Origin of the sequence: Microbulbifer harenosus (assembly GCF_005771435.1) — a bacterium.
GTDB classification, from domain to species: Bacteria; Pseudomonadota; Gammaproteobacteria; order Pseudomonadales; family Cellvibrionaceae; genus Microbulbifer; species Microbulbifer harenosus.
Genome location: NZ_VANI01000018.1, coordinates 114,293 through 126,920, shown reverse-complemented (window position 1 = coordinate 126,920; position 12,628 = coordinate 114,293). Strand labels below are relative to the sequence as shown.

7 protein-coding genes are annotated in these 12,628 nt (G+C 51.3%); 5 read left to right on the top strand and 2 right to left on the bottom strand.

The genetic code is table 11. The features are described from left to right. Positions 1-181: 181 nt before the first annotated feature. A complete protein-coding gene (locus FDY93_RS16295) occupies positions 182-1,177 on the bottom strand; it encodes a LacI family DNA-binding transcriptional regulator (protein WP_138236823.1) in 996 nt (331 codons plus the stop codon). A gap of 301 nt (positions 1,178-1,478) precedes the next feature. Between FDY93_RS16295 and FDY93_RS16290 the strand changes: the two genes are divergently transcribed. The 4 genes from FDY93_RS16290 to FDY93_RS16275 all read left to right on the top strand — a co-directional run bounded on the left by FDY93_RS16290 (position 1,479) and on the right by FDY93_RS16275 (position 7,525). Then, positions 1,479-3,359: a sodium:solute symporter family protein gene (locus FDY93_RS16290; RefSeq protein WP_138236822.1), complete on the top strand. Its 1,881-nt coding sequence runs from the start codon at positions 1,479-1,481 to the stop codon at positions 3,357-3,359. 70 nt (positions 3,360-3,429) lie between these two features. Beyond that, on the top strand, positions 3,430-4,605 hold the full coding sequence (locus tag FDY93_RS16285) for a glycoside hydrolase family 130 protein (RefSeq protein ID WP_138236821.1): 1,176 nt from the start codon (positions 3,430-3,432) through the stop codon (positions 4,603-4,605). A gap of 3 nt (positions 4,606-4,608) precedes the next feature. Beyond that, positions 4,609-5,925, top strand: coding sequence for an AGE family epimerase/isomerase (locus FDY93_RS16280; protein WP_138236873.1), 1,317 nt, complete (start codon positions 4,609-4,611; stop codon positions 5,923-5,925). Next, positions 5,909-7,525 carry a cellulase family glycosylhydrolase gene (locus tag FDY93_RS16275; RefSeq protein ID WP_138236820.1) on the top strand — a complete coding sequence of 539 codons (1,617 nt, stop codon included), beginning with the start codon at positions 5,909-5,911 and terminating at the stop codon, positions 7,523-7,525. The genes FDY93_RS16280 and FDY93_RS16275 overlap by 17 nt, the downstream gene beginning before the upstream one ends. Before the next feature lie 1,411 nt (positions 7,526-8,936). Here FDY93_RS16275 and FDY93_RS16270 read toward each other — a convergent pair. Continuing rightward, positions 8,937-11,387 (bottom strand): hypothetical protein, encoded by a 2,451-nt coding sequence (locus FDY93_RS16270; protein WP_138236819.1) that lies wholly within the window; start codon positions 11,385-11,387, stop codon positions 8,937-8,939. Between the two features lie 546 nt (positions 11,388-11,933). On the opposite strand from FDY93_RS16270, the gene FDY93_RS16265 reads away from it, so the two are divergent. Next, on the top strand, positions 11,934-12,416 hold the full coding sequence (locus FDY93_RS16265; RefSeq protein WP_138236818.1) for a hypothetical protein: 483 nt from the start codon (positions 11,934-11,936) through the stop codon (positions 12,414-12,416). The last annotated feature ends 212 nt before the right edge of the window (positions 12,417-12,628 follow it).

The window sequence follows — 12,628 nt, the reverse complement described above, 5'->3', positions numbered from 1 at the left end:
TGGTGAGTCTAGGCTCGCGAAACCGGAATTGTCGAACATTATGCCTCCGAATGTAACCGGTTACAATCATCTAGCGGGTCGATCGGTGCGGACTGGGGCGCGGATAAAAGGGTGGAATGGGGTAGATTCAGCGTAGGAGGTAGCGGCGCGCAGCGCAGCGCAGGCCGCTGCCCCGGCGGTGTCAGCCTTTCAGTGGCGGTGTGCTCTTGCGCACCACAAACTCATAGGGCAGTACCGTCTCTGTATTTCCCAGTTCTTTGCCCTCGATCAACTCCAGCAGGGTCTGGAAGCCCACGCGTCCCAACTCTTCCGCGGGTTGCGCCACGGTGGTGAGGGGGGGGTCGCTGTAGCGGGCGAACTCGATATCGTCGAAGCCGGTTACTGACATCTCTTCCGGTACCTTGATGCCGGCGGATTTGAGTCCCTGCAGGCAGCCGATGGCCATCTCATCGTTCATGGAGAAAATAGCGGTGGGGCGGTCCTTCATGCGAGCAAAGTGGCTTGCGGCCATCAGGCCGGAGCCCAGAGTGAAGTCGCCGTTGATCTGCAGGTCGGGGTCAAATGGAATACCGGCGGCGGCCAGGGCCTCTTTGTAGCCGCGGAGTCGGTCCACGGCGTGGGGATTGTCCACCAGACCGGAAAGTACGCCGATGCGGCGGTGGCCCTGGTCAATCAGGTAGTCGACGATTTCTCTCGCGGCGCCGGTATTGTCGATGCGCACCGAGGGGTAAGGGGTGTTTTCACAGCCACAGGCGGAGACCATCGGAATGGCCACTTTGGGTTCCAGGGACTTGCCCGGGGTGTGCGGCCGCAACTGCAGAATGCCATCGGCCTGGCGGGTTTCCACCAGACGAATGTACTCCTCCTCGCGTGCCGTGGAGTCGCGGGTGTCGCCTAGCAGCACACTGTAGCCCTTCTGCTGGGCGGCATCTTCAATGCCGCGGATCACCGTGGCAAAGAACAGGTTGGAGAGGTTGGGGACCAGCACCACGATGGAATAGGCACGCACCGCGCGAAAGTTGCGCGCCATCATATTGGGGCGGTAGCCCACCTTCTCGATGGCGGCGTAGACCTTTTTGAGGGCCGCTTCCGATACCTTCTCTGGATTGCTGAGCGCCCGGGATACGGTGGCGATGGATACACCGGCTGCCCGGGAGACTTCCCTGATATTCGACATGCTTTCGTTTCACTGCAGGCGGGCTGTTGACCAGAAAATGGCGACCTTTGCAGGCGCCAGAGTCGCAAATTGAGCGGGAAAAGTTACCGGAATTCTTGCGCGAGCTCTAGTAAATTGATGTGTAACCGGTTACATTATCGTTTGACGCGGGCCTCCAGGGCATGCGTCCGCTATAAAAAAGCGTGAAGAAACGAAGTCGCGGCGGGTGATCGACCGGTCAGCGACGAGAACAATAACGAGCACCGCCCAGGGCTGGTAACAGGCCCCAGCCGTGCCAGGCGATCTAGAGAGAAGAGTGGCAATGAATCTCGCACCCATCGACCTGTTGGTCATCGGTTTCTACCTGCTGGCAACCCTGTTTATCGGCTTTTGGGTTTCCCGCAGGGCCTCAAGGAATATTCAGAGTTACTTTCTCGGCGGCAACAAGTTGCCTTGGTACTACCTGGGGTTGTCCAACGCCTCTGGTCAGTTCGATATTTCCGGCACCATGTGGATGGTGTACCTGCTGTTCATCTACGGCCTGAAAAGTGTCTATATCCCCTGGTTGTGGCCCGCGTTCAATCAGATTTTCCTGATGGTATTTCTGTCTCTGTGGTTGCGTCGCTCCGGCGTGATGACGGGGGCTGCGTGGATTCGTTTCCGCTTCGGTGAGGGCCGCGGTGCGGAGCTGTCCCATCTGATCATCGTCGCCTTTGCGCTGCTGGTGGTGCTTGGGTATCTCGCCTACGGGTTTGTGGGTATTGGCAAGTTTGCCGCCGCGTTTATGCCGTGGCAGCTGGCGGCAGACCCGCACACCAACGAAATTTGCTACGGGTTGATCCTCACCGTGATCACCGCCGTGTATGTGGTGAAGGGCGGTATGTTCAGTGTGGTGCTCACCGAGGTGATGCAGTTTGTGGTAATGACCATCGCCTGTATCGCCATCGGATTAATTGCCATGGTCCAGGTGTCTCCGGAAATGCTGGAGGCGGCAGTGCCCGCGGGCTGGTACAGCATGGGTGTGGGGCACACCCTGGATCTCGACTGGAGCGGAATTCTTGAGAGTGCCAACCAGCGCATCATCGACGACGGCTGGTCCTTTTTCTCGGTGTTCTTTGTGCTGGTTCTGCTGAAGGGCATCCTGCAGAGCATGGCGGGCCCTGCGCCCAACTACGACATGCAGCGTATTCTCTCCGCACGCACGCCGGTGGAGGCCGCCAAAATGAGCTGGCTGGTGAATCTGGTGTTGCTGTTTCCGCGCTACATGATGATTACCGGCCTCACCATATTGGCGCTGGTGTTTTTCACCGACGACCTGCGGGCGATGGGCGGCGATGTGGATTTTGAACAGATTCTGCCGTTCGCATTGGCAAATTATGTGCCCCAGGGGTTGCTAGGCCTGGTGATTGCCGGCCTGCTGGCCACCTTCATGTCGACCTTTGCCGCCACCACCAATTCGGCGCCGGCCTATGTGGTCAACGATGTCTACAAGCGCTACTTCAACCCGAACGGCAGCGAAAAAACCTATATGCGCATGAGCTATATGGTTTCCATTCTGTTCGTGGTGCTGGGCACGGGCATCGGCCTGTTTGCTCCATCGCTGAACGACATCATTCTGTGGATCGTAAGTGCACTTTACGGCGGTTACACCGCGGCGAATATTCTCAAGTGGTACTGGTGGCGTATGAACGGCTTCGGCTACTTCTACGGCATGCTCGCCGGCCTGGTTGCCGCGGTGCCGCTGATGTTCACCGACCTGTCACCGCTGTACGCCTTCCCCTGGCTGTTCGCGCTGTGTGTGGCCGCCAGTGTCGCCGGCTCGCTGCTGACCCGGCCAGACGATATGGAAACGCTGAAGGCGTTCTATTTCAAAACCCGCCCCTGGGGCTTCTGGAAGCCGGTACACCGCGCGCTGCAGGAAGAGCATCCCGGGCTTGAGGCAAATCGCGATTGCGCGCGCGATCTCACCAACTGCGCCGTGGGCATTTTGTGGCACACCGCGCTGACCGCGGCTCCCATATTCCTGGTGATCCGCCACTGGCCGGAATTCTCCATCGCCATGGTAGTGATCGTCGCCGCCAGTCTGTTCCTGTGGCGCAACTGGTACCGGCACCTGCGCAATGATCCGGATGCCGCGGAAAACGAAGAAGGCGGTGTTGCGAACGTCGGCAGCGGCGACCAGCGCAATGCAATTGCCAACTGATACCAACAAATTTTTTGGGGAGGCGGCCGCGCCGCCAGATGTAAAAGTAATAACAGGTTACAGGCACTATATGACTCAGTACCTCGATAACGTGCGCGCGTTGATCGCACAGCAGAACACGCTTCTGGAACAGCGGAACCAACCGGCGGCAGCTGGCAACGGTATCTACCAGCGCTGGCAGAATCCGGTCATCACCCGCCACCATATTCCGGTGGACTGGCGCTACGATCTGAACGAATCCAGCAACCCGTTTTTGATGGAGCGCCAGGGCATCAACGCTGCGTTCAACTCGGGAGCCATCAAGCTGGGTGACAAATACCTGCTCGCGGTGCGGGTGGAAGGCGTCGATCGCAAGTCCTTCTTCGCCATTGCCGAGAGCGACAACGGCGTGGATAGTTTTCGTTTCTGGGACAAGCCGGTGGTTATGCCCGAGACGGAAAACCCTGACACCAATGTGTACGACATGCGTCTCACGCAGCATCAGGACGGCTGGATCTACGGCCTCTTCTGCACCGAGCGCAAAGACCTAAAGCAGCCCGGTGATATCTCCGCGGCGGAAGCCCAATGCGGTATCGCGCGCACCAAAGACCTGAAAACCTGGGAGCGCCTGCCAGATTTGATCACCCACAGCGGCCAGCAGCGCAACGTGGTATTGCACCCGGAATTTGTCGACGGCAAATATGCACTGTATACGCGCCCGCAGGACGGCTTTATCAGTGTTGGCAGCGGCGGCGGTATCGGCTGGGGGCTCACCGAGTCGATGGAAAACGCGGAAGTGCTGAGCGAAACCCTGGTAGACACCAAGGTGTATCACACCATCAAGGAAGTGAAGAACGGCCAGGGCCCGGCGCCGATCAAAACGGACAAAGGGTGGCTGCACCTGGCTCACGGTGTGCGCAATACCGCCGCTGGTCTGCGCTATGTGCTGTACATGTTCATGACCGATCTCCATTGCCCCTGGCAGGTGACCCACCGCCCCGCCGGTCACCTGATCGCACCGGAAGGCAGTGAGCGTCTCGGCGATGTGTCCAACGTGGTATTCAGCAACGGTTGGATTCAGGATCAGGGCAAGGTGTACCTCTATTACGCCTCCTCCGATACCCGCCTGCACGTAGCCACCAGCACCGTCGAACAGCTGCTGGACTACTGCATGAATACCCCGGAAGACGGACTGCGCTCTGCCACGTCTGTACAAGCCCGCATCGAACTAATTGAGCGCAACGCCGCGGTACTCAGGGATCTGTAAGTGATGGAAAGCTTGGAAGCAGCAATCCCGCAACCGCAGCGGACGCGACAAGACGCACTAGTAGCGTTGATTCCTGAGTTTGAACAGCAGCTCGGGGATATCGCCCGCTGGTGGCGGGACTATTCGCTGGATGAAGCCCACGGCGGGTTTCTCGGCGAGGTCAGTGTGTACAACATTCCACGTGTTCAAGCGGACAAGGGTGTGGTGCTGAATGCACGCATTCTGTGGTTCTTCAGCGAGCTGGGGCTGCATTATCGCGCCGCCGGCAAGCCGGACGCGGAAGCGACTGCGCTGGCGCAGCGCGCCTTCGATTACTTCATGCAGTATTTCGATGACGCCGAACAAGGCGGCGCTTTCTGGTCGCTGGATTATCGCGGCCAGATGCGCGAGGCGAAAAAGCAGACCTACGCCCAGGCGTTCTGCATTTACGGTTTTGCCAGCTTCTATCGTCTCACCGGCAACGCCTTGGCGTTGGAAAAGGCGCTGCTGTATTTCCGCAAAATCGAAGCGCACTGCGTGGATCGCGATCTGGGTGGCTATGTGGAAGCGGTAGCCCGCGACTGGAGCGCGGTAACCGACTACCGGTTGAGTGAGAAAGACTTGAACGCGCCGAAAACCATGAACAACCATCTGCACGTGCTGGAGGCCTATACCGGCCTCTACCGCGCGCTGCCGACAGAGGAAGTGGCCGGTGCGCTGCGCGCGAGCATTCAGTGGTTCTGTGAACACATCGTCAATGCCGACAATGGCCATCTGCGCCTGTTCCTGGATATGGAATGGCGGGATGTTTCCGGGGGCTATTCCTACGGCCACGATATCGAGGGCAGCTGGTTACTGGCGGAGGCGCTCGAAGTACTGGGAGATCACGAACTTGAACAGCGCTATATGCCGCTGGTGCGCGCACTCTCAGACTCGTGTTTACATGAGGGTATCGGCGATCGCGGTCAGGTGCTGGATCATTATGATTTCAACACCTGTACCCGTACACCCGATTCGGAGTGGTGGGTGCAGGCAGAAGCATTGGTAGGATTCTTGAACACGTGGGAGTCCATCGGCAACGACAACTATGCTCACGCTTTTGGTTCGGTTTGGAAGTACGTAAAGTCTTTCCAGATCGACCACGAAGACGGCGAATGGCTGTACCACGCCTCGCTGGATCACACCGATAAAGGTGATCAACGTTACAAGCTCGGCTTCTGGAAAGGACCCTATCATAACGGGCGCGCCATGATGGAAGTGATTCGACGCCTGCAGCGGATCAGGCAGCAAGAGGCCAGTGAAAAAGTGCAAGAGGAGACTGATCATGAAACTGTTGCGTAGTCTTGTTGCTGTGGCGGTCTCGGCCGTGGCGGTAAGCGGATGTAAGAACTCTGTAAGTGAATCACTGCCGCAGCATTGCGAAATACCTGCGTTGCCCGGCGGTGAAGAACAGGTAGCAGCCTTTACGGGTTTTGAGCATTTTATTCGTCGCGACGGTATCCAGCTACTCGACGGTGATGAGCCTGTGCGGTTTATCGGTCTGCACGCCACCGAGCTGCACCTTATCGAAGACGATGCTGCGTCAAAAGGCAGCACCATCGGTAGGTCCGACCACTTTCGCTGGCCCAGTGCGCGGGAGCAGGCCAACTGGATCAAGTCACTGGTCTACAGTGGTCACAGTATTACTCGTATTTACACGCTTTCCGTGGATGATATAGAGCTGCCCCAAGAAGTGCGTGTAAATATGCGTCCGCATATTGTCAAAAATTTGCAGACCGGTGCCATCGAACTGGATGAATCCGCTATGCAGGTATTCGACCGTATGGTGTACCTGGCAGATCAATATGGCCTGCGCCTAATCGTTCCCGTCATCGATCACTGGAGTTGGTGGGGAGGAAAACACGAGCTGGCAAAAATGGTCGGTGAAGGCGACCGCGACACCAAGGAAGATGGACCTCTGTACGATGTAAGCAGCAAAACCTACGCGGCCTACGCCTCGATTATCGAGCAGTTGTTGACCCGAAAAAATACCTGTACCGGGCGAGAATATCGTGAAGAAAAATCTATTATGGCTTGGGAGACCGGCAATGAACTGCGCGGCACCAACAAGGAATTTCTTGCGGAAACCGCAGCCCTGTTTAAACGCATTGCTCCGAATCAGCTGGTCGTAGACGGCGACCAACAAGCGGACTATAGCAACCCGCCAGATTCCGCGGATATAGAAAGCGGTGAATTCCTAGGCCTGCTCGATCCCAATGTGGACCTCCAATCCAACCACTTCTACGGTCCCTATATGTCTCCGGAAGTTGTACGTAAACAGGCGGCCCTTGCGCGCAAGTTCAACAAGCCGCTGTTTATTGGTGAGTACGGTCTGCAGCCCATTGAATCTATTCGCGCAGTTACTGATACATGGGTAAACGAGCCTTCGGTAGCGGGCGCATTGGTGTGGGGCTACCGCGGTCACAGGGAAGCAGGTGGCTTCTATTGGCACTATGAATCCGATGGCCATATGAGCTATCACTTGCCGGGCTTTGCGGTAAACGAAAAAAACCAGGAGTCAGCTGTTATCGATATGATACGCGCGGTTCAGGCCAAAATAAGCGGCAATGCGCGCGCCGAGGCACTGAGCCAAACGTGGCCGGTTCCGGAAGCGCCCTGGCTACATCCTGTCGGCGAAAGTGGCGCTATCAACTGGATGGGATCGCCTACAGCGAAATCCTACCGCCTGTATCGGTCGTCGGATGGCGGCGAAAACTGGACCCTGTATGCGGACGAACTAATCGACGCAAAAAATGACTGGGACCCGCAGACCATGGACCTGTATCGAGAAGCGGAAGCGCCAGGGCTGCAGTGTTTCAACTATCGACTGACTGCGGTGAATGAGCGCGGTGAATCGGCACCTTCAAATATAGAAAAATTCTGCGGCACTCAATTGGACTGAGCGTTGTCAGGAAGAAATTTTCGCGGATCCTGTATCTAATTTGGTCCGGATCTGCGGAAATATGAGCATTCGCAAGAATGCTCGAGGTCGTGGACCTCTCATCTCTCAGAGGCTATTCTCGTCGGCCTCTTTAGCTGGGCGCCTCAGGGAAACCTGAGGCGCTTTTTTTTGCGAAACATCGCTGTACCCCATGATCTAACCTTCCAAATAAACTGAGATGGGATTGCTTTGGGTGCCCGCCTGGGTTCATTTCGAGTAGATATGATTGAGTGATAATTCTGGAAGCGTTTCTAAGTGCGTGCAGTTGTAGAAATTTAATCAGGCAGTGCGAATCTCCTATGAGGGGGCGCTGAAAAAAATTGCACCGAAGAATTAGATAAGGACATTGCGACAAGAAATCGTCGTGAGAGCTAATGTCCCGTACGCCTGGAATATATCTATTTTTTTCGGAAAACTGTGCCACAGCTAGTGCCTCCTCTTGATACTGTTCTGTCCAGGGTGCCAACATTCCGAATGACGAAATGCAAACAGAACACCTAAGCGTTATGAACACCCGTCTAGATCGGCTGGATAACGCCGCCGCAGGATACCTCTCGTTGCTCATTAATGCCAAACCTGCCACTCGTATGGAGAAATCCTCCAGTTGTGTGGAAAAATCAGCTCGGTTACTCCGATGTCCTGATTGCTGACTCGGGCGGCTTCGATGATGGCATCGGTGGCTTAATGAGTACCGCACCAACCGGCAGTGGTAGCACTTGCCCAGGACTCGAAAAATAAAATGGGGAGTACTGCAAAGTATTAATCGACGACCAAGGAGGGTGATAAGAAAAACCAAGTCGAAATCGCCAGTAGCAATGGAGATAAGGTGGTCTCTCAGAACACGCGCTATAGGAAAATCTCATCGTCCTCGAAGAACTGGAGAAGATGGGAAAGTCTTCTGGTATTTCAAGAATTCTCACTAGCCTTTGGATGACTGCGCGGCGGATATGCCGCTGTCTTGCCATTCGTCAATGAGTGCTTGCCATTGTTCTGCGGATCGACGCGGGCGCGAGGTATGGGTGTTTGTAGAATTCATGGTTGGCCTCTGTGTTGTTGACGGTGGCCAGAATAGTGTTGAGTATTGGCTTGGTGAATGACGCTCTAAAATGAACGGTTACGGCGCAGAGGAAGTTGATTAATACGGATGTGATTGACGGAAACTGCGCATTGGTTTCCCGTGGGTGCAAGTCCCACCCGGGCAAGGCTGGTCACCACCCGGAAGCGAGTCTTGGGCTGTCCAGCGGTGACGTTGGCGGTTAAGCGTAGACAGCGAGTCAGTAGGCCTCGGTGTGATATGTTGTTCGATCGGTTACAAAGCAAGGGCAAATTTCTATATGAGCCGCCCCGCGTTTCGTGGGGCGGCTCATAATTACTAATATCTGCAATCGTAGCGCTGAAAATAACTATCACTTGAAAGAGGACCACAAATTCCCGTCTCACAAGATTTCACTTTCCACTCGATATCAACTGGAGTATAAGCATACCCATTGTTATCAGTTGTTGTATGCTCTAACATCCAAACTCCCGTTTCGCGAATCCTATAGTAAACAGCATAGCTTGTTGCAACATCGGTCCATTCGAGGAGGTCGATAGCCCGGCCACCATAGTCTTCACATCCGACAAATGAACCCCAAATAGAAGGGGGAGGCAAAGGAATAGAAGGAACAGCTGTACCTTGTGGGTCCATTTCACTCCATGTCTCTGAAATAGCTTCAGTTAAATCGGCATTATTAATATGTTTTACGGATGCTTCCAGTGCTACCCAGAAATCTGTCCAGTCATATCCATCTGAATCTTCATCTTTGATGTGATATCCAACTCTCATGGCAAGTTTTAATGTGAGTCTTGAAGAGACGCCTTCTTTGCGACTCACTCGGTAAAAGAAATTTGAAAAAATAGTCCCATTTTCATGATAGGATTTGGAACTGCTGAAGTTCAGAAATTTTTTACTAACTTTCGCATCTCTAGGCACACTAGAAAAACCATCACCGAAAACCCAGTCAGACTTCCAGGTGCTTCTTCCGTCAGTAGTAGCTGCCATAACATCTGCCAGTCCTTCCCCTAACGAGCGGAGAAACACATTTAGTCTTCCACCTATAGCATCTTCCCCAAAATCTGGATTTCGCTTTATCATGAGCCTATGGGCTCTCTCATGCACAACCAATTCCTTTTGGCTTGAATAATACTCTCCATTTTGTATATAGGCCTGAGAAGCGGTATCTTTGGGGGGGAAAAGTATAGTATCTGTTGATGGCCAATAAACAGGATTCGATACAGGAGTATCCAAGACTACATTTATTTCACCAGGAAAACAGCAGACAATATCATCCACCAAATTCCAATTATTTTCAGCATTATTAATTATCCAAAATGGATCAGAATATTTTTTAGGATCAAACGGCGACTCAGCCCAGCCTATGATGGCATTAATCTCTTCAGGATCGGGAATATTTGGGTTAGGTTTCTCGTATGCCACAACATGTGATTGGTCATTGCCAGTAGTCTTTGGGCATTCAAGAGGAATCCCGTAATCTTTAATGCAAACCTTAGTGCGGGCTTCGTAATCCGCATGAACTCCGCCATTGTCTATTCTAAATTCACCAGAAATAGCGTCAACGGTAACTACACTATGGCCAACCGTCATATGTTTTTTAGATGTAAATACGAACCGCCAATATGGGTGAAGCGATTTATCTGAGCCAGGCTGAAAAAAGAGAGAATGCCTCTTGAATGACGCCATATCTTTTTGTGAACCATTAGAAATTCCAATGGCATTAAACGCGATGTTTAGCGCAGCTCCTTCATCAATCCAGGCTGGTCTGTTATGTTCAATTTTCGCCGAATCATATATTTTGAAATTTATATTAACAATATTTCCGGTGGAAGACTCCACTTCTATCCTATTAATTTCATTAATAGGTATCCCGTAACTCATTTGTCTAAATTCAATGACAAAATTGCCATCTGATTCTGGGTCGCCTTCTATGTTATATATTTCAAAATGCTCATCTCCTGACATTTGAAGAAACGGTGACAACCCTTTTACTGTCTCCTCAATATAACTGTCCCCACTATTAACCAAAGAATGGAGATCTATTTTTCCAATATTCCCTCGTATCAACTGCAAATACGAGTGAAAGTTAGATTCCCTTGACCGAATAAGACTGGGATCTATGCTGTCACGCATTAATTTTCGCTCATGGATCTTGTTTAACTCAAAGTACTCATCTCTTACAGTTGGGTGCATGACAAATTTTTTATTTCCGATGAATTCTTTAGAGATTTTTTCTTTGCGAATCTTATAAAAATAGATTTCTTTGCTGCCTCGCGCAGATTTGATTCTGTATAACTCTCCATCGTGATGGATTGTTCCTACAACGTTTCCACTTTCTGGATCGATGGATATTATTGAGCGTCGACCATTTTTTGAATCAACATTCCCGACATAGTTCATAATAAGACTTGGGTGATTTTCATCCGTTTCTAGTGAAAATTCTTCCTTATGCTCAATATGATTTATATTAACTGGGAATTTAACAAAGACACGTTCATACTCTGCCATCGATAAGACATTAATATTTAGTATACCTTGGGGCTCGAAAATTTCGCCATCTAAGCCGTCGAGAAATGACTTCATAGACTTTGATTTGGGTGCCATTAATTCCGACTCTATTACTGGATGTCTCAAGGTATTCTGAGCCATTGTGTTTTCCGTAAATTCGATCGCCGTTGTTTTTTCAGAACTAGAAAATACAATCCCCGGCGAGCCAATTGCAAAAGTGAGCAAAACTAACCGGAATGTAAAATTGCTAGTATTTTTCATGACAATTCCTTATGTTTAAGATCGTGAAAACGCAGATCGGTGCCTAGATGTATCACATACATATATTTCATTAATGTTAAGCTCAACTTAAAAAGTGACATATATATCAACGGATCCCATAATCCATGTAATTTTGGTAAAATTAAATGCGCGATTTAGAAGGAAGGCTACAATTGATACTGAATAGGCAAGTTAGTAGGTTCGGCATTGATGCCGACCAGGTGATACGCACTAGCGAACTGCGATTACATGATCAAGAGTGATCCATGCTAGATTTGCAGCCAGGAAAATGTCAGCACTTATAGGTGGAATTTTTCAACCTGATGGTCATGCTCATCTATAACCAATCGAAAGTTGTGCCGAAACACAAGGCTGTGAGTATATTCCACGCTTTCAGAGTTCAGCTGAAAATTTGAATGCAAGACGTCAGTGGAATAAAATCATCGAATGTATTAATTACAAGCCAGCAAAATGTCTTGCTGTTTTACTTGAATACTAAGTATTCTATCTCTCATTAGTTAACATTAGAATTAAGGATGATTTTTTATGTTTAAGAAATTTATTTTTGCGCTTGCCTTTACATCAAGTTTCGCGCTGGCCGTTGATGAAACAGTTTATCAAAGAACTGTGAACAATCTTAATCGTGGCGAAACTAAAATACTCTATCGTGTTGCTGAATTTCCACAAGGGATGAGTCAAATTTTTAATAAATACGTTGATAAAATGGATCCAATGAATCGCGGTATCGCTGAGTTCGGGGAATTCTTCGACACGGGAGATATTTTGTCGGAAAAGCCAAACTTAAGACTAGTATTCGCATTTTCTTCAAATGAGTCCGGTGCGATTTTGGTTCAACATGGAGGCGGAGGCATCAGCGCATATGTAAATGTAATTATCTTTGAAACAACAGAGGACTGGTATTGCCGTGTAAATTTAGGCCGTGATTTGTCCTACCTTGACACTCTGCGAGTTGAAAGCGTCCTGAGAGATAGAATTAAGCAAGGAGAATCACCTCATTGTGAGGAATAGCGATTTTCTAACTCCAGCAAATAGTGAGCAGTTGGTTCTGGTGTGTGTCGATGAATCCCCAAGAATAATGGAGTCGCACCCATGACGCCAACACGGATACCATTTGGCAAGTGCAAATCGTCGATGTCGAAGCCACATACTGAGAGGATAGAGCGCAGTAAGCGGCCAGTCTTCCCCCCCCCTCAATGTGGGCAATTTAGATGCCACCGGGT

Coding starts and splice junctions, on each gene's coding strand:
- FDY93_RS16270 (WP_138236819.1), bottom strand. CDS start 11,387: ATGAAAAATACTAGCAATTTTACATTCCGGTTAGTTTTGCTCACTTTT.
- FDY93_RS16280 (WP_138236873.1), top strand. CDS start 4,609: ATGGAAAGCTTGGAAGCAGCAATCCCGCAACCGCAGCGGACGCGACAA.
- FDY93_RS16265 (WP_138236818.1), top strand. CDS start 11,934: ATGTTTAAGAAATTTATTTTTGCGCTTGCCTTTACATCAAGTTTCGCG.
- FDY93_RS16290 (WP_138236822.1), top strand. CDS start 1,479: ATGAATCTCGCACCCATCGACCTGTTGGTCATCGGTTTCTACCTGCTG.
- FDY93_RS16285 (WP_138236821.1), top strand. CDS start 3,430: ATGACTCAGTACCTCGATAACGTGCGCGCGTTGATCGCACAGCAGAAC.
- FDY93_RS16275 (WP_138236820.1), top strand. CDS start 5,909: ATGAAACTGTTGCGTAGTCTTGTTGCTGTGGCGGTCTCGGCCGTGGCG.
- FDY93_RS16295 (WP_138236823.1), bottom strand. CDS start 1,177: ATGTCGAATATCAGGGAAGTCTCCCGGGCAGCCGGTGTATCCATCGCC.